The following is a 22,887-nucleotide window of genomic DNA, read 5'->3' as shown; positions in this document are numbered from 1 at the left end:
GTAGACGGCGATGATTAGCAGGAGTTTGGTCACTGGCGGGTGTCTTTCCGAATGGGTCGTTCGTCCTTCAAGGTTCGGAGGAGGTCGTGAAGGTAGTTGCTGATCGCGGTGAGGTGACCGACGATCATGCCTGCGAGGAAGATTTGGAGGTCGTTCATGCGTGCTTCTCCCAGGGCGGTAGGTCGTCGTCTTCTGGTGTGTGGTCGCAGCGGGTAGCACCGCCAGCGACGGTGCGGATTCCGTTGTCGTCGCATAGGTCGCAGGCGTCGATGGTGGCGCGGCGTTGGGCGCGGGCGCTTTCGATTTCGGCGGCGGCGTTTTCTTCGAACCAGGCGCGGGCGCGGGCGCACGCCCGGCATTGCGGGGCGGTGACCAGTGCGACGTGATCGGCGCAGCGCGGATCCTCGGGTGAGCCGTAGACCCCGGGTGCCTTTTCGCGCCGGAACTGGCGCGCGGCGAGCTCATCGAGCGAGCCGACGAATTCTTCAGGCGGGGTTTGGTCGCCGGTTTCGCTACTACCGTAAGGTTCCTCCCTCCCTTTATTTATATGGTCGGGTCGGGTCGGGTCGGGTCGGGGGGCCGTTACACCCCCGTTAGTAGCAGCGTTACTAACGCCGTTACTAACGCCGTTGTCACGCCGTGACATTTCTTCATCTTCGCTGGCACGAGCGTTTTCACGCTCCTGTTTTTTCTTCTCCCGAAATTCAGCTTGTCGTTTTCTCGCAGCAGCCCTCCGGGCGCGAACATTGGTCGAACTCGGGTTGAACTCGTCCCAATGAACGAACTTCCAACCGTCGTTCACCTTCTCCCACATGTCCGCGTCAACGAGCGCCTGAGCAACAGCGGGGGTTACTGCGAAGTCCTCCAGCATGTATTTGGGGACGTGTCCGTCGGTCAGTTCGCGGGCGCACCACGCCCCGGCCTGCACCCACAACCCGAGAGCCTTAGCCCGCATACGGCGCGGGATAGACTTCACCTTCTTATTCGCGTCCAACTGATCATCTACACGAAACCAGGACATGAAATCACCTCCTAAAACAGCGTCGCGTTTTGCAGGCGGGTGCGAAGCGACAAAGACAAATAAGACTCGTTGATATCGCCGCCGATATACCGCCGGCCGGTTTCGACTGCGACCTTCCCCGTTGTCCCGGAACCGTGGAACGGGTCGAACACGACACCGCCGGCCGGGCACGATGAAACGATGCAGCGGCGAGCGAGCTCCGGCGGCATCACAGCTTCATGTGACCCCGGGAACGGCTGTGTAGGAATCGACCACACACTCCCCGGGTTCCGCCCGTTGTGCGCACCGGACCACGCCCCGGTCGCGGAATTCCCCTTATTCGTGTGACCAGAGCGTGCCCGGCGCGAAGGCGACGGTCCCCGTCGTAGAGCACGCGCAAAGGATCCAGATCGAAGAAATGATCTACAGACCGGGTGAACATGAACACCTGCTCGTAGTTCTGCGACACCCGGTCAGTGCAGGATTCAGGCATTCCGTTGGGCTTGTCCCATACGACCGCCGACCGCAAGTGCCAGCCGTCGGACTGCATGTCTTTAGCGACCATCCAGGGCACGCCGCATAGTTGACCATCGACACGTTTATCCCCGAGGTTCAGCCACACCACGCCGCGCGGCTTCAGCTTCGGCATGATCGCCGAAAAAAGATAGACGAGCTTATCGACGTACAGGCCGAGGCTTTTCTCCTGCCCCCACTGATCCGGGTGACCGGAATAATCACGCTGACGCCAATACGGCGGTGAGGTCACCACACAATCAACGGATTCGTTTTCAAGACCGCGGACCACACTGAAGGCGTCACCATGAAATAAGGTGACGTCCGGCGATTCGTAGAACAGATCAGCCACGGCCAGACCCCTCCTGCCCTTGTTCGTTAATGATTCGGTCTCGTTGACTCGCGGCGAATGATAGGAGCCCCTGGGCTAGTTTGAGCGCTTCGTCGTAGTAGATTTTCTGCTCCCCGTAATCGGAGCAGAGCACTGCGACGTGGTTTTCCGTTTTGTTCGCAGGAGCGAGGAAATAGCGTCCGCAGTCCACGGCGTACCACGAATCCCGCCAATAACGCCAAGGAGCGAAGCTAAGACGGTCGGCAACATTCAGAAGATTCACTTCCACGGTGCGGGCCCGCGCGTCGGCGTACTTCATGGCTTCCGCATGAGTATCGAAGTACCTGTCGGACCAGTAGTCCGCTCGGGTCATCGCGCACCACCTGCGGCGCCCGTTCGGGAACGAGCACCGGTAGACCTCCCACTTATTCATTGGTGGTCACCTCCTGGACTAGTTGGTCGTAGATGGGGGTTTCTTCGTCCGGGTCGTGGGTGTCGCCTGTGACGGTGACAGTGCGGGCGATCACGGGTAGGTGGACGATGCTCACGTCTAGGCCGATGGGTTCGATGAGCGGTATGTCCTCGAGGACGGTGAGGCGTTGTCCGTCGATGCGGACGCTGCGCGGTGTGATTTCAACGTCGTGCAGTCTCATGGTTCCGGCCACACTCCTAGTTCTTGAGCGGTTTCGGTGTAGACCGGTGTCGGATCGATAACTTTCAGCGGTTCCGTCAGCCACTTGAGTTCCTGCCAACGCCCGTCGCCGGTATCGACGTAGACGGTGCCGTCTTCAAGGTTGATAGGTTCGATGTCAGTTCCCATTACGGTTCCTCCGGTTCCGGGTAGACCCCTATCTGCCTAGCCACGCCTTCTGGCCAGCACCCTGCTTGTGGTGTTTCTCCGTAGTCGATGTAGACATGCCCCGGTGGGCAGTCCTCGGTGGACTCTGGGTAGCTGTCCAGGAAAAAGGTGTTAACGATTTCGTAGCCGAGACCGACTACCAACAGGAGAAACACAACAGCTGCGCATGTGAGAAATATCCCTATTGCCCACCCGATAACGCGGGCGTATAACGGTTCTCTCATTGGTTGCCCTCCCAGTGTTGTGCGCAGGCTGCGAGGTACACCGCCAGGTCCATGAGGTGCCGGTTTTCGACGGTGATACCGTCCCACCCTCCGAGGAAGATGTGGGTCATGTGCTTCACGTACTCAACATGCAGCGAGTACAGCCCTTTGTCTGCCACGACGTGGTCGCCGTAAGTGGCGCGTGGCAGGGTGACGGTGATGGTGCGTGCTTGTTCGTCGATGTAGTCCATCGCTTCCCGCCAGTCGAGGAAGTACGTGGCCTCCAAGGTGTTCGGGTTCCATACTTCCCAGTCCCCCAGCGTCTTAGTTTGGCGGACTTCCCACTTTGACTTCCCACATAACTCAACACTTGTGGGAAGTTGAGTGTTATGTTCGCTCATTCCACTACCTCCCAGTCTGTGACGTAGCGGGCAATGATTCGTGCTGGGTAGCTGCGATCCCTGTCTTTTAGCCACTCACGTACCTCTTCCAGGCGCTCAAATTCGTGCCCCTGCACCACCCACAACCTGCCGTGGTACGACACCTCATAGTCGTACCGTGGGACCATCTTCGAGAGTGCGATGACAGCCTCTGCGAGCATGCCAGCGTCTACGGTTTCTGCGATGATTGATTCAATGTCGTCGTCGCCGTAGGTCGCTGCTCTATCGACTAGTGCTTTCGCTTCTTCCGGTGTCATGAGATCACCTCCGGTTCTCCGACGAGACGACGGACTATGCGGGAGGGTTCATAGGTGCGGCAAGAGCGCACGGCAGCGACGGAGTAAGTCCCCCAGTAGGAGTCCTCCTCCATCACCCAGGCCCCATCACACTTCACCTGCACCGCGTATTCGTACCGCAGCCCGGCGACGATTTCCGCAAGCTCGGGGGCGGCGGCAATCAGTTCAGTGTTCGCCACGTCCTCCGGGTCCGGTTCCAGGCCACGGTTTTTGACGAGTTCCGCGTGCACCGCGAACTTGCGGTCCAGGTTGCACAGCATTCGCGGGTTGTCCGGGTGCCGCTCCCACGGTCCCGGGGTGGCTCGTTTGCGCAGTTCTTGTGCTTTCTCCGGGGTCATGCTTCACCACCCCCACCGCAGGACCGTGGTCGCGCCGTGGTCTGCGGATGCCCTGGAACAATCCTCTGCATCGACCAGCTTCTTGAAACCAATGATTCCCCACTTACCATCATCGAGTTTCTGCACGGCCACCGAATCCTCACCGGGGGTGACAACGATCGTCCCCTCCGGCGCGTTCTCATAGTCCTCCACGGTTTCCAGCACCTCCGGGTGGTCCGGCTTCTCGCGGAGTTCGTAGCGCTTACCGTTCGGGGTGAGGCCCTCCTTGGCGACGAAGGCGATTTCGGCTAGGTCGGTGCTGATGCAGTCGATTGCGTCGCCTGCGTCGTCGCGCATGATCCATAGGCGGCCGTTCACGGTTAGTGCGCCGGTGCCGGGCATGGTTTCGTGGTCCCAGTCCACGTCCGCCATCGTCGGGGCCGTGTGTTCCATGATGTACTCGGCAGCGGCCTTAGCTCTTTTGACTAGCTCGGCGGCCTGTGTCTCCGGCGCGAGCTCCGGATAGTTTTTCTGGTAATCCTCCGCCCATTCGCGGGCGAGCTTCTCACGGTTACGCATTAGTCCACCGCTTCCTCGACCGGGTCCTGCGGCGCTGCGGTCAGCTCATGCCAGCGGGCAGTGCCGGCCTGTCGCAGGAAGGCGTACTCGGCCTCGTCGAAGGCGCCGTCGATCTGCTGCATGATCGCCTTGAGTTGGTCCTGATCAGGGGCGTTATCAATGTCAGATTTCGCGCGCGCGGCCTCCTCCGACAAGTCCTCCTCGGTGAGCTCGTCCTGCACAGCGGCGCCACCATCAAGCGCGGCACGCAGACCTGCGGACCCGCGCGACGGTCGATCCTTCCGCGTCGCCGTCATCGTCACAGGCGACTGCTCCACGTCCTCCTTAATCCCCATCCCACCAGTCAGGTGCGGGAAGAACTGGTCCGCGAGCTCACCGACGCACTTCCAGAACAGCATCTTTTCCGGACGCGTCTCGTACTGCACCTTGTTGCCCTTCACCAGTCCCTCGCGGGTGGCGCGCTCGTAGGTGTAGATCGACTCATCAGCGTCACCGTCCGGGGCGATACATCGCAGGTGCACCTTCTGCGGGCCGAACTCGACACGCTCAAATTTGTACCCATGCGAGCGCGCGATCTGCATCGCCGTCTTGCCGTACAGCGCCGGCGCCCCATGCACGACGTAGATCGCCTTGCCGACGTCAGCCGGCTGGATACCCACAGACGCACCCTTAAGGATTGCGGCGGCCATGTCCGCAGTCTTGCCTTTGAACTGACCAGCAAAATCAGTGCGCGCCATCTGCTCCGCGATAGTCGCTGCCGCACCCCACGATTCGGCGTACGCCTTGAGCTGGTCCAGGACATCACCGCCAACAGGATCCGCCTGTGGCATGAGCTGCAAGTCCTGGTTCTGGGTGATGGGTGAAATTTCAGACATTGGTGGTCTCTCCTTTGTGGTTTCGGATAGTTTCGACGGCGTCGAGGAATTTCGCGGCGGTGTATTGATCTCCGTAGCCCGAATATTCGTTGCCTTTGTCGACGAATTCGGTGAGGTAGGTGATGGCTTCACGCGGGGTGCGGGCGGTCTTGATTTCTGTCTGCGCTTCGTCCCACGGGGACGGGCATGAGCAGCCGGACGTGCGGCCGACCTTGTAGCACTTGCCCAGCGGGTCCCAGAACACCGCGACAATGTAGAACTCGTAGGAGCGGTCCTGGGCGAGCCCGGCGATGGGCACCCAGTAGTGGTAGCGCTGCGCGAGCGTTGTATCCCACTCGATATCTGGGTCCCATGCGATGACGTCACAGAGTTCACTCATCTATGCCACCTCCCCGAGGTCCGCGCGCTTTTCGAATTGGACGTAGGGGTTCCCGCCTTTGCGCGCGCGCCGGTCGGCGACCTTCACGTCACCACACTTGAGGTACTTCGCAGTCCCCATCAGCTCCATGACCTCGATCTTCGCCGCGCGCTCGGTAGCTTCCGCCTCATCGACCGCGTTAGCGGCGTCAAGGAACCGCGCCGCATCCTGGCGGCTTACCTGGATCGTCTCGTCGACGTGGATGTCCGGGTGCAGGCCCCGAACTGTCTCGTAGGTTGTCGGCTCGTCATCAAGCGCCGGCGGCAACAACATCTCAAGCGACGCCTGCCACGCGACGAGTTCATCGACGATGCGAGCGAACTCGTCCGGGTCGAACTTGATGTCGTGGATTTCCGGTTCCGGGGACGGGCCGAGCACAACCACCGACGCGGTGTGAATCCCGGAGACACCCATCTGGAATTGCACCTGGGCGTAGTAATCCATCGGCACCGAATCATCCTCACCAGGCCGCCCCCAATCGCGGAGGTTCGCGGCGGTCTTACACTCGAGGATCCGGAATTTCTGGCCCCGCGGCGCGTCCGGTCGGTACGCGCGCCGGTCGATCGTGGCCACATTCGCGAACGGCAACGACTCGTCCGTGTAAGTGATCTCGTAGGTTCCGTTGCGCCGCGGGTTCAAACGCCAGCCGGGGTTCTTGTACAGCCACCAGTCCGACAATGACTTCTCCGCCACGTGCCCCCACGTCATCCGGTCGCGCGGCTTCTCCTCCGGCTCCACAAGGCCGGCCATCTCATGCCAGATCGCGTACTGGGACGTATACCGGCTGATCCCGAGAATCGCCGGCACCTTCGATGCGGTGATCATGCGGCGCCACTCCGGCGTGCCCGGCGCGGCCGGGGATTTAACGATCGTGCCCACGGTGGGTCTCCTTTCCAAGCTGGTCGATGTATCGAGCGATTTCGTCGTTTGTGGTCGTGCGATTCTGCGGGAAAACGGGCGAGCCGCCCTTGCTCGCCATGGCTTCGCGGATGTCGTTGATCCTGAACCGCAGGTCGAGCAGTAAGTCTTCGTGCTGGCGAATGCGGGAGGTGAGCCACCCGATGGCTATTAGGATCCCGACGAAGGCCAGGTAGAGGAAGACGACATGGAGGGTCATAGCGGGGCTCCTTGAGGTGCGATGCCGGCAGCGATCAGGCAGAAAATCGCGGAGCAGAAGGTCACGGCAGCCCAGAACAGCTCCGACGGGTCGGTCTTTTCCTCCTCTGCGTCCGGGTCGTCGAGGACGCCCGTGGCACGTGCGATAGCGGTCAGGTCGTGGTTGGTCATGCTGGTATCTCCCGCATGTCGGTGCGGTACTGGACTCCCGCGAGACGGAGGTGCTTCTGAATCGCGGACGGTGCCACTCCGTGGACTTTCGCCAGGCGGTACAGTGCGCACGGTTGGCCGACGATGGAGGCCATGTGCAGGAAGTCTTCGACAACGTCATCACGTTTCTTGGTGATCATGCTGCGTCTCCGTCCGCCTCGACGGTTGCGCAGGTGCCGAAGGATTCGAGCTCCTCATAGCGCAGACGCTGGGTGCCGCCGTGTGGAGCAGTGCGTGTGTCGTTGAGCGACACTGACTTCTTGTTGAAGGCGTACGGAGCGATCTTCCACACCTGCCCTTTCTTTGTGCGGGCGAAGATCAGGTTCTGTGCGTTCGCTTCCTGCTCAAGGGCCAGCCTGTCCAGATAGGTCCACCCGGCCTCAGGTGCTTCGAGCACCGGCGTGTAGGTGGTGGTGTCGTAGGTGATGGCCTCGCGGGTGTCGAGATCGTAGGTGTAGACCAGGTGTCTTTTCGGCCTGTTATTCTGCATGTGCGTTTCCTTTCAGGATCGTGGCCGCCTAGGTGCAAGCTGGGCGGCCTTTTTCTTTGGGTTTTCGGAGCGGGTGCAGGTGCAACCTCGAGCTACGCAGGGCCGTCATGGGTTGCCCTTGCGGGGTGGCGTGCTGCCCTAGCCAGCCCGAACACCCGCCCCTCGTGCCCCGGCGCCGAATCGAACGGGCGCGATTCACAACCAGTGCGGGGCCACCTGCATCTAGAGCAGGGTTTTCAGCAACAGTGCGATAATCGAGTCAGCGTCCGATTCCTCCGGATCGTCAAACGAATCCGGTTCGTCCTCGCCGTCCGGGGCGAGGATGTCTTCGAGACGCTGGCCGATCACTTGCATCGCTGCGTATGCACCGGCTGCGGCGGACTTCTGATCAATGTCTCTTTTCGCCTCCTGCAGATCGTCTACTAGAGACATGCAGAGCAGGATTTTCGTTAGCGGAGTAGTCAGCGTGTGGTGGAGATCCGCGAGCTCATTACGGTTTCCGTTGGTCATGGTTGAGGTTTCCTTTCAAGTGGTGGGGGTTATGCGGCTGTGTCCATGCGGACAAACCGGTCTACTTCTGTAATGGGGATCAGGATCTTCACGCCCTTGCCGGGTTTCTGCCCGCGGCGTCGCCCCGAGCGAATCTCACCGCGGCGGACGAGCCGGCGGATCGTCTTCTCCGAGTAGCCCGTGCGCGCAGCGAAGTCGCGGACCGTGATGAACTCACTCATCGACAGGTCCTCCGTAACCGATCAGTGCGTCGCCGAAATGGTCGATGCCAAGGCGCTTCGCCAGGTCGTGCATGTGGAACGTCTTCACGTACAGCGTCTGGCGCACCTGCCCGTTGTGGAGCCGGGGCGCGTTGTGCTGCGGGCCCAGCTTGAACCATCCGTAGGAGGCGCGGTCCGCGCGCGCTCGCCACTCGTGCTCGTCGACCATGCAGCCCTTAGACCGCGACCAGCGGGCGCCAACCTTCTGGCGGAACGCGACGTTCTTCTCGGTCATCAGCGCGCGCACCTTCGGGCCCGTGGTCCCGTACACGCGGGCGAAGTCATCAATCGTGGTCAGGTCATCGTCTTCCGCGACGAATTTCTCGTGGTATTCCAGTGCGGGTGCGGCGGCCTCGAGCGAAGCTTCCGCCGTCACGGCGCGCACCTCGAGGTCCTTCATCGTCGACTCCGCCTGCAGCAGAGCTTTCGCCATCAGCTGCTCCGGAGTGAGCTCCTCGACCTGGCGCGCACGCTTCTCGACCTCAATGAAGTACTGGCGCGCCTGCTTACCCCGATCGGTGCGCTGGATCATGGCGATCTCTTTTGCCATGTCCAGGGTGACGATGTGATCGGTGCGCGGGCGACCGCCCAGGTGGGAGGTTTCCGACATTTTTGTCGAAAAGTCCTGACCTGCAACGAAGCCATATTCGAGCATGCGAGGCATCCACTTGTCGTAAGGCGTCCTCACCTCGAGGAAGGTGTGGAGGTCGCGGCCCATGACCGCCTGCACCCCTTCACGCTCGGTGAGTGGAATCAGTTCATTCATCGTGTAACCTCTTTCTTGATCTCTTCTTGATCCCTTGCCCCGCGTTGCAGCGCGGGGCTTTTCTTATGCGGCTTGCTCACTCTCGGGAATTAGCAGCATCGTTCCGTACGGCCGCCCCGTCAGAAATTGCAGTTTCACCAGGTCAGAAGCGCTTGGTGCCGACTGGCCGTGGTACCACTTGCGAACCGTGTGGGCAGTTCTGCCGAGCTTCGAACCGACCTGCTCGAAGTTCGTGAGTCCGTGCTTTTCCCGGAGTTGATCAATCACGGTGGGGTCTAGTCGTGTAGCCATCCGTGCTCCTTTCCGAGTGCGGCGCGCAATTTTTACGCGCTGCACTTAGTTTTACGCGTCACGCGCAAGTTACGCAAGTTAAATCACATAAATGTTCTTTTTAGGCAGGTCACATGGTGCGTAAAAGTTGCGCACTTTGTGGGTTTTGATTACCGTTTAAGTCATGGAACACACCGAATGGATGAAGCGAGTAACCCGCGGCGACAGCTACCGCCGAGTTGCCGAACTTGCCGGAGTCAATGACCGCACCCTCGCGAACCAAATGCGCGCGGGCGAACTCCGCCCAGAGCTCGTAATCAAGATCGCAGAGGCTTACGAAGAGTCCCCGGTGATCGCCCTCGTCGATCTCGGATTCATGTCCGCGCGCTGGATTACCGAGCCAGGCGTCGTAACCGCGCTCTCGCGCGCTACCGACGAACAGCTCACTGACGAGCTTCTCCGCCGCCTCCGCCTCATCGAGGACGTTCCAGTCGACGAGCTCGCGCAGCGGCGTTCGAACACTTCTGAACCAGGTGTCCAGGTCGAGGGCTACGCTGCGAACCGTCGACAAGCAGAACCGGAAGAAGGTGATGATGATTACGGACCTGGAGCTTAAACTCCTCGAGCACGCCGAGCGCCTGGGCGTGCGCGTCGAGGACGACCACGCAGGCCGCCTCCACCCAGGGGACCTCGGCGGCTGGTTCCCAGACGAGAAACTCGTCGTCCTGTGCCCCACACTCGGACCACGCAACCGCGTCCACACGCTCGCGCACGAACTCGGACACGCCGCCCACGGCGACCCGCCCGGGCACCACCCCCGCCACGAACACAGAGCAGACCTTTACGCCGCGAATCTCCTCATTGACCAGCGGGAGTACGCAGAACTTGAAATGATGTATGACGGCCAGGTCGGCGCGATCGCTGCCGATCTCGGCGTCACTGTTTCTCTACTCACCACTTGGCGAGACCACCACGAACTGAGGTACGCATGAACATCACGAAACTAGCTTCCGCCGCTGCCGCGCTCTCTGTAACGCTGGCTCTAACCGCCTGCGGCAGTGCCGATCCAAACGACGAGGACCACATCAACGGCATGGACAGGGCCATGGCTTTCGCGCTGTGCAAAAAGAACGTTGAGAAGCAGTTGGCGTCGCCCGACTCAGCGAAGTGGCAGTCCGTCACCGGCGCCACCATCGAGAAAGACGCGACCGGCGAAAAGTGGGGTATCCGCACCCACGTCGATTCCGATAACGCCCTTGGCGCCAGCTCGCGCACCGAAGTTGTGTGCGAAGTATGGCCTGAGAATGAGGACACCGCCAAGATCGATGCGACGCTGCTTTAGGCACAAAGAATAGGTGCGCCCCGCGGGAGCTGGCGAGCTGCGACCGCGGGGCGACTTTTCCGGGTGCCTAACCACTTGGGGGCAAGTGATCAGACAAGGAGTAATCGTACATGGCTCACGTGCGTGATGACTGGACGAAGCCAAATCCAGATAAGTCGAGCCGTAAAGCGCGGGTGCGTAGTGCCCGGTGGGGCAAGGGGAACCGATGGCGTGCGGTGTGGGAGGAAAACGGCCGCAAAGTGTCGAAGAGCTTCGCTACGCAGGACGCGGCGGAGGCGCATTGCGCGCGCGTTGAGGTTGGACAGGCGCAGGGCACCTGGATCACAAAGGACAAGCGCGACATCACGCTCGCAGACCTGTGGGACCCGTGGATCAAGTCCAAAGAAGGCAAAGCAGCATCGACAGTGGCTTCGTACAAGTCCGCGTGGGCGCATGTCGACCCGGTATTCGGCGATACACCCGTCTGTGAGCTCGACGGGCCCACGATCACGACGTGGATTGACAGCCTGCAGTCGCGCCGCCCGCACCAGAAGGAAGTCAAGCCCCTCGGTAGTGGTCAGAAGCGGAAAGTCGGTATCGTGATCAACTCCCTGTGCAAGCTGGCGGTAAAGCAGAAAATCATCTACGAACACCCCCTCGAATCCGGCGACCTCGTGCGGCAGGAGAAGGGCCGGCGCCGCGCGCTGCGCGTCGCGGAAGTCGACCGGCTCCTCGAAGCGGCGCCGACTCCGCAGGCCGAGCTTTTCGTTCGGGTGCTGCTCTTGACGCTTGTTCGGCCGGGTGAGGCCAAAGGGTTCCACGTTGAGGACTTCGACTACCGCCGCCGGCGCCTGATCGTGCGGCGCTCAGTCGATCAGCTTGGCCACGCCGGCGATACGAAGAACCACCTCTGCCGAGATGTACCCGTCGGCGGCGAGCTCCTCCTGGACCTCGAAGACGAATGCGCCGGCAAGTCCCCCACCGACCCGCTACTTACCGACGAGCACGGCAACATCTGGACCACCGCCCGCTGGCGCCGCATCTGGGCGCGGATGTGCAAAGACTCCGGGCTTGAGGGAGTGGACACCTACACCCTCAAGCACACCGGCGTCTCCATGGCCATCGCCGCCGGCGCCGACGTGTACGCGGTACAGCGCATGTGCGGCCACGCTGACGCCTCGACCACCCTCAACGTATACGGGCACCTCTGGGACGAAGGGCTCGACGCCATCCCGAACGCCATGGATGCCTACCTCGCTGCCGAGCGCGAGCGTGACGCGGCGCGCGCGAAACGCCGCGAGGAACGCACCGCCCGGCGCGATGGTCTGCGTGCGGTGCCGGACGTCGGCTAGTCGCCCGGCGGCCGCGCGCTCGCCCCTCCGGTTGTCGGCCGGAGGGGCTTCGTTGTGCCCGGCGCGCGTGTGCGCTCTGTGTGCGCTCTGTGTGCGCCAATAAATGAAACAACCTGGGACAACTTGGGACAACTCGCGGCAGAAGAGACGAAAAGAAACCCCAGCTAAAACACTGTTCTAGCTGGGGTTTTGGTGGAGCCGCCTGTGGGAATCGAACCCACGACCTTCTCATTACGAGTGAGATGCTCTACCGACTGAGCTAAGGCGGCGCGGATCAGCACGCAGTTCAGCGCGACTTGTTCCGAGGGGATAGCTTAATCGACGAGTGCGCCCCCACAAAAACCGCAGCTAGGCACGGCAAGCCTTGCGGATGCGGCCAAGCATGCCGTTGAACGCGATGACGGGCAGGACGGACTGGTCGAGGCGCTCGCGGCACTGCGCGATGGCGTCGAGGCATTCAGTGAGCCCGGCCAGATCCACGCGGCCAGCGATCTCCCGGGACAGCCCCTCGTAATCGGGGTGGATGAGTTCAAGCCCGCTCTCAGCGCCGAGCACCATCGCGTCGCGGTAGATGCCGGCGAGGTCGACGAGGGTGAGGTCGAGGACGTCGCGAAGCCGGCGCGTACCGCGCGCTTTCTGCTTGGCTTCGAGCTCCTTCAGCGACCCGGACGCCCCCTTCAAGGCGCGGGCAGCACCTTTGCCTTTCGCGCCCATGCCGAGCGCGTTTTCAAGTTTCTCGCGCTCCTCCTCATCGGCTTCGGCGTAGGCGTCCTTCGCTTCGGCATCGGCGGATTTCACCAGCGCGGCGACAGCCTGAAACGCCTGGTCGCCGTGGAAGACGAGCTCAGCAAGGTTGATCGCACTTGCGCGCCTACGCTGCGCGGCCTCACTGCGCACCAGGCGCCGCGCGCGCCCGACATGGTGCAGCGACGTCGCGGCCGCCAGACGCGCATCAGCTTCGGAGGCACCTTCCTCTTCGACGAGCAGACGCACAATTTCGCTTGTCGACGGCGCCGGCACGTACATATGCCTGCACCTCGACCTCAGCGTGGTCGAGAAATCCTCCGGATCTGTGGACGGGGCACACATGATGATCACGGTGGATTCGGGCGGCTCTTCGACGGTCTTGAGGAAGGCGTCGGCGGCGGCCGTCGAAAAGCGATCTGCGTCGTCGATGATCACGACCCGCCACTTGCCTACCGACGGCAACCGTGCTGCCTGCGCAATGATTCCGCGCACCGTGTCCACCTTGATGCCCAACTCCTGAGGCACAATGTGCACGACATCCGTGTGCGAACCCGACAACGCGTCACGGCACGCCCGACAGCGCCCGCACCCGATCTCTTCGGGGTCCGTGCACATCAGTGCAGCCGCGAAAGCGAGCGCCGACGTCGAACGCCCCGCCCCTGGGGGCCCCGTGAACAACCACGAGTGCGTCATCGCGTGCGCGTCCGCCCCTGCGACCCCGCGTGCGGCAGCCGCCGCCGACATGATCGTGTCGCGGACCGTCGGAATATCGGCGAGCCGCTCAGCCACGCTCCGCGGCGCGGCCTGCTGAGTAGGAGTCGTCGGGACAGTCACAGACACCACCCTACTTCGCGATGGTTGACGGTATTGGGACTACGTCGGTACTGCGCCACGTAGAGTATTGGAACGTGAACAAGTTTTGGCGCGGCTTCCGCTGGCTCATGGGCACCCCATGGCCGCTGTACGCGTCCGTCCTGCTCTTCACCAACGTGGCAGCCGCGATCGCGATCATGGCATTCGTGCGCTACCTCATCCCCATGCCGGAAGCCCGGCAGCTCGGGGAAGTCGCCGCGGGCTTCGCGCCCGTCGGCATCCTGTACCTCATCTTTGCGGTGATCGTCGGCGGCCTCGTGTCGTACATGCTCTTCAGGTCCGTGCTGCTCTACCAGCGCCGACCCGATGACGTCGACCCTTACGTGGTGCGCAACCTCGTGCTGCGCATCCCGGTGCTGCAGACGCTGGTGGTGGCGATGATCTGGTTCATCGGCATCCTCATCGCCACCGCTGCCGCCTCACGCGTCGCGGGCAGCCTCGCTCTCGTAGTCGCTGTGTCGACGCTCATGGCTGGCCTGGTCACCTGCGTCCTCACCTATGTGCAGGCTGAACGCCTCGTCCGCCCCATCGCCGCGAACACCCTCTCCAAGCGTTTCGCGGACACCACGCTCGAGCCGCCGATCAAACAACGCCTGTACATGACCTGGTTCATGACCTCAGGTGTGCCTCTTATCGGCATCCTGTTCCTACTCGCCGCGCAGCGCAACGGCTTCTTCGGCGACACTCCCGGCGAGCTCATGCCGTCCGTCTCCGCGCTCGCTGTCACAGCGATCGTGACGGGCATGGCCGGCACCGCTTTCGCGACCATGAGTGTCGTCGACCCCATCAAAGAGCTGCAGGAAGCCATCAACCGGGTCCGCCGCGGCGAGACCGACACCCAGGTGGACATTTACGACGCCTCCGAGCTCGGCGTACTCCAAGCCGGCTTCAACGAGATGATGCGCGGCCTCAACGAGCGTCAACGCGTCCGCGATATCTTCGGCCAGTACGTCGGCAGCGAAGTCGCCCAGAAGGCTCTCGAGGAGAAGCCCGAACTGGGCGGCGAAGACCGCAAGGTGGCCGTCGTGTTCGTCGACGTCATCGGTTCGACGAATTTCGCGGTGAACCACACCCCGGAGGAGGTTGTCGACGCCCTCAACGAGTTCTTCGAGATCGTCGTGGATGTCGTGCACCGCAACAAGGGCGTGATCAACAAATTCGAGGGCGACGCCGCGCTCGCCGTGTTCGGCGCGCCCCTAGCGCTCAATGACTCCGCCTCGCACGCGCTCAACGCCGCGCGCGAGCTGCGCCAGGAACTCGACGGACTGGAGCTCGAGGCCGGCATCGGTGTCGCCTCCGGCCACGTCGTCGCCGGGCACATCGGCGGCCAGGACCGTTTCGAGTACACCGTCATCGGCGACGCCGTGAACACCGCGGCGCGCCTCACCGAACTCGCGAAGGACTCCCCCGGCCGCGTCCTGACCAACCTGTCGACGCTCAAGGGCGCCAACGAAATCGAGCAGGCCCGCTGGACCGTGATGAAGTCGATCGAGCTGCGCGGCCGCAATAAGATGACCCAACTGGCCCGCCCCGTCCGCCCGACAATGGCGGACAAGTACTAGGTTTCAGTCTCGGCCGATTATTTGCGGCGGGAGCCGGCCTTCACCACGCGCTTCGTGGTCTGCGGTGGCTTCTTCGCGGTCTTTTTGGCGGTTTTCTTGGCCGTCTTCTTCGCCGTTTTCTTGGCAGACTTCTTCGCTGCCTTCTTCTTAGTGGCCTTCTTACCGCCGCCGGCGCCGTCTTCTGCCTCGCGGGCGCGGCGTGCTGAGAGCAGCTCGTTCGCGCGCTGGTCGGTCATGGTCTCTGGGGTGTCGCCGCGCTGGAGGGAGGCGTTGGTCTCGCCATCGGTGACATACGGTCCGAAACGGCCGTCTTTCACGGTCATGGGCTTGCCGGAGACGTCGTTGTCGCCGAGCATCTTCAGTGGCGGCTTGGCGGCGGCGCGGCCGCGGCGCTTGGGTTCGGCGTAGATGCGGCGGGCCTCGTCGAGAGTGATGGAGAAGATCTGCTCCTCATTCGCCAGGGAGCGGGAGTCGCTGCCCTTCTTCAGGTACGGGCCGTAGCGGCCATTCTGGGCGGTGATCATCTCGCCGTCGGCAGGATCCTCGCCGACTTCGCGCGGCAGGGAGAGAAGCTGCAGGGCCTCATCCAGGGTCACAGACGACGGCTCCATGGAGGAGAAGAGGGAGGCGGTGGCGGGCTTGAGTTGCTCGTCGATAAGCTGCTCGATCCGCTTCGCCTTCTGGTTGGCCGCGGTCTTGGTCTCCCAGTTCTTCGCACGCTTGCCCTCGGCGGCGCGCTGGGCATCCTCCTCGGCGCGCTCCTGCGCAATGATCTCCTCGGCTTTGGCCTCGGCGGTGGCGCGCTCGTCGTCGCGAACGAGCTCGGTGACGTACGGGCCGTAGCGGCCCTCCTTGGCCACGACGGTGCGGCCGGTAGCTGGGTTGGAGCCGAGCTCGCGGCCGGTCGGCGGGGTGGCGAAGAGTTTCTCCGCCATCTCCATGGTCACCTCGTCCGGGGTGGTGGACTCGGGCAGATTGGCGCGCTGGTACTCGGGCTCGCCCTCGTCGGTGACACCGACCTGGCGCTCGAGGTACGGGCCGTAGCGGCCGACGCGGACGTAGACCGGGCGGTCCTCGTCGTCGCGGAAGAGCTCGAGGGAGTTCACGCGGCGGGCGTCGATGGACTCGAGGTTGTTCTCGATGATCGCTTTCAGGCCGCCCCGGCGCGCGATGGCCTCGGCGGTGGACTCATCGGCGTCAGCATCGCCGAAGTAGAAGCCGGTGAGCCACTGGGTGCGGTTCTCGGTGCCGCGGGCGATCTCGTCGAGTTCGTCTTCCATGGACGAGGTGAATTCGTAGTCGACGAGGGCGTCGAAATTCTGCTCCATGAGCCCGACGACGGAGAACGCGACCCAGGTGGGAACAAGCGCGTTGCCGCGCGGGGCGACGTAGCCGCGGTCCTGAATGGTCTTGATGATCGACGCGTACGTCGACGGGCGCCCGATGCCGAGCTCTTCCATCTTCTTCACCAGGCTGGCCTCGGTGTAGCGTGCCGGCGGGTTGGTGGAGTGGCCGTCGGCGGTGACGTCGCGGGTGGCCAGGGCATCGCCCTTGGACAGCTGCGGCAGGTATTTCTCGTTCTTGTCCTGCGTGTCCGAATAGGCGCGAAGCCAACCGGGGAAGGTGACGGTGCGGCCGGAGGCGGACAGTTCGACGTTCTCGCCGGTCGTCGCGCTGCCCTCAATCGTCGCGGTGACCGACGTGCCGCGGGCATCTTCCATCTGGGAGGCGACGGTGCGCTGCCAGATCAGCTCGTAGAGCTTGAATTCCTCAGCGTCCAGTGAGCGGGCGAGCTCGCCGGGAGTGGCGAAGCGTTCGCCGGCCGGGCGGATCGCCTCGTGTGCCTCCTGGGAGTTCTTCACCTTGCGGTCGTAGCGGCGCGGGGCGTCGGAGACGTAGTTTGCGCCATATAGTTCCGTTGCTGCGGCCCGAGCCGCAGCAATGCCCTGCTTGGACAGGGACGTCGAGTCCGTACGCATGTAGGTGATGTGGCCATTCTCGTAGAGGCGCTGCGCGATACGCATGGTGCGGGCCGAAGTGAAGTGCAGCTTCGCTCCGGCGGCCTGCTGCAGCGTCGAAGTCATGAACGGCGGGTACGGCCGGCGGGTGTACGGTTTGGACACCACGTCGGTGACCTTCATTTCTTGGCCGGTCAGGGCATCCGCGAGGGCGCGGGCACCTTGTTCGTCGACCACCACGAGCTCGTCGTTCTTGAGCTTTCCGCGGTCGTCGAAGTCTTTGCCTTGGGCGATGCGGGAGCCGTCGATAAGCGTGAGCTTGGCGTCGAAGGTCTCGTCGGAACGTTCAAGCGAGGCGGTGAGGTCCCAGTACTCGGCGGAAATGAACGCCATGCGCTCGCGTTCGCGCTCCACGATGACGCGCGTGGCCACGGACTGGACGCGGCCGGCGGACAGGCGCGGCATGACCTTTTTCCACAGCACGGGGCTGACCTCGTAGCCGTAGAGGCGGTCGAGGATGCGGCGGGTCTCCTGCGCGTCGACGAGGTCCATGTCCAGCTCGCGCGTGTTTTCCGCGGCTTCCTTGATCGCGGATTCGGTGATCTCGTTGAACACCATGCGCTCGACGGGCACCTTCGGCTTGAGCACCTCGAGCAGGTGCCACGCGATCGCCTCGCCCTCGCGGTCCGGGTCTGTGGCGAGCAGCAGCTTGTCGGACTGCTTCAGCTTGGATTTAAGGTCCGTGACCTTCTTCTTTTTGTCGGCGCTGACCACGTAAATCGGCGCGAACTCCGCCTCCGGGTTCACGCCGAGCTTCGCCCACGGTTCCTTCTTGTACTTCGCGGGAATGTCCGCCGCGCGGCCGGGAAGATCGCGGATGTGACCCACAGACGCCTCGACGAAATACGCGTCACCCAGGTACTTCTGGATCTTCTTCGCCTTCGTCTGCGACTCCACAATCACCAGGGTCTTGCCCTGTCCGTTCTGCTCAGCCACGCCGCGTGACTCCTTAAATATTCGCGTCAACGATTCTCTCAAAGACAACTACCACTAATTTCGCGGCTGCGCGTAAACGAGGGGTAGCGTTTTCGCTTATCGACGTTAACACTGCCCACCCCCACCCCTGACGCCCCACTACACTTTCCGCCAGAGGTCGCGTCTCGGGTGCGCCGGATGCGCCGTGGCAAAAGGGAAGGACGAAAAGCTGTGACTGACGTGGTCGACTCGCTGGTCGGGTTTGTGGAGCAGCTCATGACCACCCCGCTGTTCTACCCGCTGCTCAGCCTGGTCATCGCCTTGGACGCGCTGTGTCCGCTGCTGCCGTCGGAAACCGTGCTGAATCTGGCGGGCGCGTTCTCCGGTTCGCAGGGCGTGCCGGATGTGCGGTGGATTTTCGCCGCAGCGCTGATCGGCGCGATTATCGGCGACAACCTCTGCTTCATGTTGGGCAGCCGTCTGATCCGGGTGGTCAACCAGCTCGACCCCGAATCGCGGGCCGGCAAGACCATCGAGTGGGTGCGCGAAAACCAGAACAAGCGCGCGGGGGTGACCATCATCGTCGCCCGCTTTTTGCCGTGGGCGCGCTGGGTAGCCACGATCCTTTTGGGCTCAGTGCGCTACAACTGGTTTTTGTTCTTCATCTACGACACCATCGGTGTCCTTCTCTGGGTCACCATCGGCATCGGCGTGGGCTACATCGGCGGCTCCATCCTCTCCGACTTCCCGCTGCTGGCAATGCTCGTCGGCGTGACGCTGGGATCGCTCGTGGGCTTGGGCATCCAGAAACTCCAATCCAGATTGGCGGAGTGGAACGACGTGCGCCGCGGCATGTCTGCCATTTAGCGCAGCCGGACTAAGGAGCGGGGGTCGCGACATGACGAAACCCCGGCGCGGGGCCGGGGTGAGCTGCGTCGTCGATAAGCTTAAAGCGCGCGGACCTGCTGTGCCTGCGGGCCCTTGCTGCCCTCGCCGATCTCGAATTCAACCTGCTGATTCTCCTCGAGGGTGCGGAAACCACTGCCCTGAATCTCGGAGTAGTGGACGAACACGTCAGCGGAGCCGTCGTCCGGGGCGATGAAGCCGAAGCCCTTTTCGGCGTTGAACCACTTCACTGTTCCAGTAGCCATTGTGATAAAACCTTTCGTGTTTTCCGGCCGGTGCCGGATTGTTCGCGGTCGTGCTGGCAAAACTCGCGAGCACCCCGTGAAAGGCGCACACAAAATCTGCGACCACTGCTATTTTGCCATGCTTTAGTCTTTTACGTCGGACGTGTTTTTTGGCTTCAAGGAGTTCGCATGGCGCGCAGCGGATACGGCGGTTTCGCCGACGAGCTCATCGACGGTCTCACGCGCGCGCTTCCGGCCGCGACACTCACCCATGTGCGGACAGTTGCTGCGCAGCCGTCGCGCACCGCGCCATGGCCGGAGTGGGTGGACCCCGACCTCAAAAGCACGCTTATCGACGCCGGCATCCGCGACCTCTATTCCCACCAGCGCCTGACCGCGGACGCGGCGTGGGAAGGCCGCGATGTCGTCGTGGCGACGGGGACCTCCTCCGGGAAATCCCTGGGCTACCAGCTGCCCGTCTTGAGTACCCTCGCTGACGACCCGACTGCCTGCGCGTTGTACATCACCCCCACCAAAGCCCTCGGGTCCGACCAATTGCTGGCCGCAAGCTCCCTGACCAAGGGGCATCCCCGTTTGAGCGGGCCGAAAGGTGTGAACGCCGCCCCCTACGACGGTGATACCCCCACTGAGGCCCGCGCGACGATCCGGGAGACCACCCGTTTCGCCTTCACCAACCCGGACATGCTGCACGCAGGCATCTTGTCGTCGCATGTGCGGTGGGCGCGGTTTCTCCGCCACCTGAAATACGTGGTGGTCGACGAGTGCCACACCTACCGCGGTGTGTTCGGCGCGAATGTGGCGCTGGTGCTGCGTCGCTTAGACCGCCTCGCGCGAGCCTACGGTGCGCGCCCGACCTTCATCTTCGCCTCCGCCACCGCCGCTGATCCAGCTGCGCATGCCTCGCGGTTGTGCGGACGCGACGTCGTAGCCGTCACCGACGATGGAGCACCGACCGGCGAGCGCACCTACGCCCTGTGGGAGCCCGGCTTCATCGAAGGCGCCGAGGGCGAGAACGGCGCTCCCGTCCGTCGCGCCGCCACCACTGAAGCGGGCGCGATGATGGCGAATCTCGTCGCCGCAGGCGCGCGGACCTTGACTTTCGTGCGGTCGCGGCGGGCCAGCGAGACCGTCGCGATGCACGCGGCCGAAGACCTCGTCGCAGCCGGACGCGCCGACTTCGCCCGCCGCATCGCCTCGTACCGCGCCGGTTATCTCGCCGAGGACCGTAGAGCACTCGAACGCTCCTTGGACAACGGCGACCTGCTCGGCATGGCCACCACGAATGCACTCGAGCTCGGCATCGACGTCGGCGGGCTCGACGCTGTGGTCATGGCGGGCTTTCCCGGAACAGTCGCCTCTTTCAAACAACAGGCCGGCCGCGCCGGGCGCCGCGGGCAGTCGTCCCTGGTCGTGATGGTCGCCCGCGACGAACCCATGGACACTTACCTCGTCCACCACCCCGAGGCATTGCTGGACAAACCGGTGGAAAACAGCGTGTTCAACCCGGGCAATCCTTATATCCTGCGCGGTCATGTCTATTGCGCCGCCGTGGAGAAGCCGCTGACCGAAGGGGAGGTGGAGGTCTTCGGCGCGCAGGATGTCATCGCTGAGCTGGTAGATCGCGGTCTGCTCCGCAAGCGTGCGCGCGGCTGGTTCGCAGTCCCCCAGCTCGAAGGCGAGCTCTCCCCGGAAACCGCTCATGGCGCGGTGTCGCTGCGCGGCGGTGCCGGCGAGGAAGTCATGATCGTCGACGCCACCGACGGCCGGCTGCTGGGCACCGTCGACTCCGCGCGCGCCGCCGCGCAGGTCCACGACGGCGCCGTGTACATCCACCAGGGCGAATACTTCATCATCGACGAACTCGACCTGGACAACTACGTCGCGCTTGCCCACCCCGAAGTGCCCGATTACAGCACGATGGCGCGCTCGACGACCGACATCCGGGTCATCGGCGAAGCGCACGCGCGCCACAACCCCTCGCCCGGGTTGTGGGTGGCCAGCGTCGACGTCGAGGTCACGGACCGCGTCACCGGCTACGTGGTCACGCTTGCCGACGGCACCACCTCCGAACACATCCCCCTCGACCTCCCCGAACAGAAACTCCTCACCCGCGCCGTCGCCTACACCATCGACCCGCTGGCCCTAGAGAAAATGGGTGTGACCGCCGGCGAGATCCCCGGCACCCTGCACGCCGCCGAACACGCCGCCATCGGCCTGCTGCCCCTGCTGGCCACCTGCGACCGGTGGGATATCGGCGGTGTGTCCACCGCATTGCACCCCGACACCATGCAGCCCACCGTCTTCGTCTACGACGGCCACCCCGGCGGCGCAGGTTTTGCCGACGAAGGCTACGCCCGCTTCCACGAATGGATCACCGCCACCTTTGAGGCTGTGAAATCCTGCGGCTGTGCGACCGGCTGCCCGTCGTGCGTGCAGTCGCCGAAGTGCGGCAACGGCAACCAGCCCCTCGACAAGGCGGGCGCACTGAAGCTCCTCGGTGCCCTCGTCACCATGACTGCCTAGATCGGGCCTGCCTTCGCGACCGCCTCCGCCCTGCCGATTTCCGCTGCGACAGTGACATCCACGCCCGTGATCGCGCAGTCCGCAAGGTTCGCGCCGTTGAGCTGCGCAGTTTCGCGCGCGACGGCGCATGCATCACCGCTGCCGTCGCCAGTATGCAGGGCAGTCGCCCCGGCGACAGCAGCGAGATCCGCCGCGACCTGCGCGCGGTGCGTGTCCGCGGTCCGGCTGACTGCAGCCGCGACAACCAGCGCCAACGCCACCACCGCCGCGATGATTCCGGCAGACGCGATGGTGGCGTAGCCGCGGTCGTCCCCAAGCTGGGTGCGCGCGACTCGGAATGTCACGGTGTCTCCACCGGGAATGCCGCGGTGGCGCTCATCGCGCGCACCGGCGCAGGAACCCGCGCGGTCACCCGCACGACTCCGGCCTGCTCAGCGACAGTCACGGTGACGCCCTCGCGGGGTGGGTCGTACGGCACCCCGATGGCATGCGACCGGGCGGCGGCACCGGCGATGTCCACCGCGGCGATATACGCCCCCAGGGTGGCTATCCCCGCCACGATCGCTGCCGCCACCGTGACCAGGACGGCCAGGGCGAGGGCGGCTTCGACGGTGACGGAACCGCGGTCGTCGATAAGCGAAATGCGTCGCGACATGCCGTGCCTTACGACGGCGTATTCGACAACGCGTCCGTGATGATCCCCTCGATCGCGTCGACGACGCCGTCGCCCTTGATCACCATGTACAGCACCGCGGCGAGCGCTGCCGCGGCCAGGCTCCCCATGGCGTATTCGATTGTGCTCATCCCGTCGTCCCTGCGCAGAGCAGCCGCACGAGCTGCGGCTTTGATGTACAGGCGGGTCAGGAAAGCGTTGATGGACTCGGTCGTGTTCCTGATTGCTGCGGTCATTGTTGTTCTCCTTTTTGTGAGTGTTTTTTAAAGTGAGTTAGATAGTCGGGACGGATGGTCAAG

Annotated in this window: 34 protein-coding genes and 1 tRNA gene; 7 read left to right on the top strand and 28 right to left on the bottom strand. The window is 63.3% G+C overall.

Annotated elements, in window-relative coordinates; all coding sequences use genetic code 11:
* Positions 1-29: 29 nt before the first annotated feature.
* The 21 genes from M3G19_RS08290 to M3G19_RS08190 form a co-directional block, all read right to left on the bottom strand.
* A complete protein-coding gene (locus M3G19_RS08290) occupies positions 30-158 on the bottom strand; it encodes a hypothetical protein (RefSeq protein ID WP_259902143.1) in 129 nt (42 codons plus the stop codon).
* Entirely contained in the window at positions 155-1,021 is an 867-nt protein-coding gene (locus M3G19_RS08285; protein ID WP_259902142.1) for a hypothetical protein, read from the bottom strand. The genes M3G19_RS08290 and M3G19_RS08285 overlap by 4 nt, the downstream gene beginning before the upstream one ends.
* Before the next feature lie 11 nt (positions 1,022-1,032).
* Positions 1,033-1,278, bottom strand: a complete 246-nt coding sequence (locus M3G19_RS08280; RefSeq protein WP_259902141.1) for a site-specific DNA-methyltransferase — start codon at positions 1,276-1,278, stop codon at positions 1,033-1,035.
* Positions 1,230-1,865: a site-specific DNA-methyltransferase gene (locus M3G19_RS08275; protein ID WP_259902140.1), complete on the bottom strand. Its 636-nt coding sequence runs from the start codon at positions 1,863-1,865 to the stop codon at positions 1,230-1,232. Before M3G19_RS08275 ends, M3G19_RS08280 begins: the two co-directional genes overlap by 49 nt.
* Entirely contained in the window at positions 1,858-2,277 is a 420-nt protein-coding gene (locus M3G19_RS08270; protein ID WP_259902139.1) for a hypothetical protein, read from the bottom strand. The genes M3G19_RS08275 and M3G19_RS08270 overlap by 8 nt, the downstream gene beginning before the upstream one ends.
* Positions 2,270-2,497, bottom strand: coding sequence for a hypothetical protein (locus M3G19_RS08265; RefSeq protein ID WP_259902138.1), 228 nt, complete (start codon positions 2,495-2,497; stop codon positions 2,270-2,272). Before M3G19_RS08265 ends, M3G19_RS08270 begins: the two co-directional genes overlap by 8 nt.
* Positions 2,494-2,664: a hypothetical protein gene (locus M3G19_RS08260; protein ID WP_259902137.1), complete on the bottom strand. Its 171-nt coding sequence runs from the start codon at positions 2,662-2,664 to the stop codon at positions 2,494-2,496. The genes M3G19_RS08265 and M3G19_RS08260 overlap by 4 nt, the downstream gene beginning before the upstream one ends.
* A gap of 259 nt (positions 2,665-2,923) precedes the next feature.
* On the bottom strand, positions 2,924-3,307 hold the full coding sequence (locus tag M3G19_RS08255; RefSeq protein WP_259902136.1) for a hypothetical protein: 384 nt from the start codon (positions 3,305-3,307) through the stop codon (positions 2,924-2,926).
* Positions 3,304-3,603 (bottom strand): hypothetical protein, encoded by a 300-nt coding sequence (locus M3G19_RS08250; protein WP_259902135.1) that lies wholly within the window; start codon positions 3,601-3,603, stop codon positions 3,304-3,306. The genes M3G19_RS08255 and M3G19_RS08250 overlap by 4 nt, the downstream gene beginning before the upstream one ends.
* The gene (locus M3G19_RS08245; RefSeq protein ID WP_259902134.1) at positions 3,600-3,980 is read right to left on the bottom strand and encodes a hypothetical protein; all 381 of its coding nucleotides are present in this window, start codon (positions 3,978-3,980) and stop codon (positions 3,600-3,602) included. Before M3G19_RS08245 ends, M3G19_RS08250 begins: the two co-directional genes overlap by 4 nt.
* A gap of 3 nt (positions 3,981-3,983) precedes the next feature.
* Positions 3,984-4,538 (bottom strand): hypothetical protein, encoded by a 555-nt coding sequence (locus tag M3G19_RS08240; protein ID WP_259902133.1) that lies wholly within the window; start codon positions 4,536-4,538, stop codon positions 3,984-3,986.
* Positions 4,538-5,413 (bottom strand): hypothetical protein, encoded by an 876-nt coding sequence (locus tag M3G19_RS08235; protein WP_259902132.1) that lies wholly within the window; start codon positions 5,411-5,413, stop codon positions 4,538-4,540. Before M3G19_RS08235 ends, M3G19_RS08240 begins: the two co-directional genes overlap by 1 nt.
* The gene (locus tag M3G19_RS08230; RefSeq protein ID WP_259902131.1) at positions 5,406-5,792 is read right to left on the bottom strand and encodes a hypothetical protein; all 387 of its coding nucleotides are present in this window, start codon (positions 5,790-5,792) and stop codon (positions 5,406-5,408) included. Before M3G19_RS08230 ends, M3G19_RS08235 begins: the two co-directional genes overlap by 8 nt.
* Positions 5,793-6,710: a YqaJ viral recombinase family protein gene (locus tag M3G19_RS08225; protein WP_259902130.1), complete on the bottom strand. Its 918-nt coding sequence runs from the start codon at positions 6,708-6,710 to the stop codon at positions 5,793-5,795. It lies immediately after the preceding gene.
* Complete coding sequence (locus tag M3G19_RS08220; protein WP_259902129.1) at positions 6,694-6,948, bottom strand: hypothetical protein; 255 nt, start codon at positions 6,946-6,948, stop codon at positions 6,694-6,696. Before M3G19_RS08220 ends, M3G19_RS08225 begins: the two co-directional genes overlap by 17 nt.
* A complete protein-coding gene (locus M3G19_RS08215) occupies positions 6,945-7,118 on the bottom strand; it encodes a hypothetical protein (protein ID WP_259902128.1) in 174 nt (57 codons plus the stop codon). The genes M3G19_RS08220 and M3G19_RS08215 overlap by 4 nt, the downstream gene beginning before the upstream one ends.
* Complete coding sequence (locus tag M3G19_RS08210; protein WP_259902127.1) at positions 7,115-7,297, bottom strand: hypothetical protein; 183 nt, start codon at positions 7,295-7,297, stop codon at positions 7,115-7,117. The genes M3G19_RS08215 and M3G19_RS08210 overlap by 4 nt, the downstream gene beginning before the upstream one ends.
* Positions 7,294-7,647 carry a hypothetical protein gene (locus M3G19_RS08205; RefSeq protein ID WP_259902126.1) on the bottom strand — a complete coding sequence of 118 codons (354 nt, stop codon included), beginning with the start codon at positions 7,645-7,647 and terminating at the stop codon, positions 7,294-7,296. Before M3G19_RS08205 ends, M3G19_RS08210 begins: the two co-directional genes overlap by 4 nt.
* Positions 7,648-7,869: 222 nt before the next feature.
* Complete coding sequence (locus M3G19_RS08200) at positions 7,870-8,157, bottom strand: hypothetical protein (RefSeq protein WP_259902125.1); 288 nt, start codon at positions 8,155-8,157, stop codon at positions 7,870-7,872.
* 29 nt (positions 8,158-8,186) lie between these two features.
* Positions 8,187-8,378 (bottom strand): helix-turn-helix domain-containing protein, encoded by a 192-nt coding sequence (locus M3G19_RS08195; protein WP_259902124.1) that lies wholly within the window; start codon positions 8,376-8,378, stop codon positions 8,187-8,189.
* The gene (locus M3G19_RS08190) at positions 8,371-9,183 is read right to left on the bottom strand and encodes an antA/AntB antirepressor family protein (RefSeq protein ID WP_259902123.1); all 813 of its coding nucleotides are present in this window, start codon (positions 9,181-9,183) and stop codon (positions 8,371-8,373) included. The genes M3G19_RS08195 and M3G19_RS08190 overlap by 8 nt, the downstream gene beginning before the upstream one ends.
* A 454-nt stretch (positions 9,184-9,637) precedes the next feature.
* On the opposite strand from M3G19_RS08190, the gene M3G19_RS08185 reads away from it, so the two are divergent.
* The 4 genes from M3G19_RS08185 to M3G19_RS08170 all read left to right on the top strand — a co-directional run bounded on the left by M3G19_RS08185 (position 9,638) and on the right by M3G19_RS08170 (position 12,126).
* Complete coding sequence (locus M3G19_RS08185; RefSeq protein WP_259902122.1) at positions 9,638-10,069, top strand: hypothetical protein; 432 nt, start codon at positions 9,638-9,640, stop codon at positions 10,067-10,069.
* Positions 10,044-10,445 carry an ImmA/IrrE family metallo-endopeptidase gene (locus M3G19_RS08180; RefSeq protein WP_259902121.1) on the top strand — a complete coding sequence of 134 codons (402 nt, stop codon included), beginning with the start codon at positions 10,044-10,046 and terminating at the stop codon, positions 10,443-10,445. Before M3G19_RS08185 ends, M3G19_RS08180 begins: the two co-directional genes overlap by 26 nt.
* Positions 10,442-10,795, top strand: a complete 354-nt coding sequence (locus tag M3G19_RS08175) for a hypothetical protein (RefSeq protein ID WP_259902120.1) — start codon at positions 10,442-10,444, stop codon at positions 10,793-10,795. Before M3G19_RS08180 ends, M3G19_RS08175 begins: the two co-directional genes overlap by 4 nt.
* A gap of 110 nt (positions 10,796-10,905) precedes the next feature.
* The gene (locus M3G19_RS08170) at positions 10,906-12,126 is read left to right on the top strand and encodes a tyrosine-type recombinase/integrase (protein WP_259902119.1); all 1,221 of its coding nucleotides are present in this window, start codon (positions 10,906-10,908) and stop codon (positions 12,124-12,126) included.
* Positions 12,127-12,319: 193 nt separating this feature from the next.
* On the opposite strand, the gene M3G19_RS08165 is transcribed toward M3G19_RS08170, so the two are convergent.
* Positions 12,320-12,395 (bottom strand) — tRNA-Thr (locus M3G19_RS08165).
* A gap of 79 nt (positions 12,396-12,474) precedes the next feature.
* Entirely contained in the window at positions 12,475-13,707 is a 1,233-nt protein-coding gene (locus M3G19_RS08160) for a DNA polymerase III subunit delta' (RefSeq protein WP_259902118.1), read from the bottom strand.
* Between the two features lie 74 nt (positions 13,708-13,781).
* Between M3G19_RS08160 and M3G19_RS08155 the strand changes: the two genes are divergently transcribed.
* On the top strand, positions 13,782-15,308 hold the full coding sequence (locus M3G19_RS08155) for an adenylate/guanylate cyclase domain-containing protein (RefSeq protein ID WP_259902117.1): 1,527 nt from the start codon (positions 13,782-13,784) through the stop codon (positions 15,306-15,308).
* Between the two features lie 17 nt (positions 15,309-15,325).
* Here M3G19_RS08155 and topA read toward each other — a convergent pair whose 3' ends face one another.
* Positions 15,326-18,262 (bottom strand): type I DNA topoisomerase, encoded by a 2,937-nt coding sequence (gene topA / locus M3G19_RS08150; RefSeq protein ID WP_259902116.1) that lies wholly within the window; start codon positions 18,260-18,262, stop codon positions 15,326-15,328.
* 219 nt (positions 18,263-18,481) lie between these two features.
* On the opposite strand from topA, the gene M3G19_RS08145 reads away from it, so the two are divergent.
* On the top strand, positions 18,482-19,108 hold the full coding sequence (locus M3G19_RS08145; protein WP_259902172.1) for a DedA family protein: 627 nt from the start codon (positions 18,482-18,484) through the stop codon (positions 19,106-19,108).
* Positions 19,109-19,188: 80 nt separating this feature from the next.
* Here M3G19_RS08145 and M3G19_RS08140 read toward each other — a convergent pair whose 3' ends face one another.
* Positions 19,189-19,392 (bottom strand): cold-shock protein, encoded by a 204-nt coding sequence (locus M3G19_RS08140; RefSeq protein WP_076598122.1) that lies wholly within the window; start codon positions 19,390-19,392, stop codon positions 19,189-19,191.
* A gap of 168 nt (positions 19,393-19,560) precedes the next feature.
* Here M3G19_RS08140 and M3G19_RS08135 point away from each other — a divergent pair, with 168 nt between their 5' ends.
* Positions 19,561-21,915 (top strand): DEAD/DEAH box helicase, encoded by a 2,355-nt coding sequence (locus M3G19_RS08135; protein WP_259902115.1) that lies wholly within the window; start codon positions 19,561-19,563, stop codon positions 21,913-21,915.
* Here the strand turns inward: M3G19_RS08135 and M3G19_RS08130 are convergent.
* Genes M3G19_RS08130 through M3G19_RS08120 form a run of 3 tightly spaced genes read right to left on the bottom strand, consistent with a single transcriptional unit; the run spans position 21,912 to position 22,779 of the window.
* Entirely contained in the window at positions 21,912-22,259 is a 348-nt protein-coding gene (locus M3G19_RS08130) for an Rv3654c family TadE-like protein (protein WP_259902114.1), read from the bottom strand. The genes M3G19_RS08135 and M3G19_RS08130 overlap by 4 nt on opposite strands.
* Positions 22,256-22,570 (bottom strand): hypothetical protein, encoded by a 315-nt coding sequence (locus M3G19_RS08125; protein ID WP_259902113.1) that lies wholly within the window; start codon positions 22,568-22,570, stop codon positions 22,256-22,258. The genes M3G19_RS08130 and M3G19_RS08125 overlap by 4 nt, the downstream gene beginning before the upstream one ends.
* A gap of 8 nt (positions 22,571-22,578) precedes the next feature.
* The gene (locus M3G19_RS08120; protein WP_210576092.1) at positions 22,579-22,779 is read right to left on the bottom strand and encodes a DUF4244 domain-containing protein; all 201 of its coding nucleotides are present in this window, start codon (positions 22,777-22,779) and stop codon (positions 22,579-22,581) included.
* Positions 22,780-22,887: the final 108 nt, after the last annotated feature.

Source organism: Corynebacterium sp. p3-SID1194, from assembly GCF_025144155.1.
Taxonomy (GTDB): Bacteria; Actinomycetota; Actinomycetes; order Mycobacteriales; family Mycobacteriaceae; genus Corynebacterium.
This window is presented reverse-complemented; position numbering and strand designations above follow the sequence as displayed.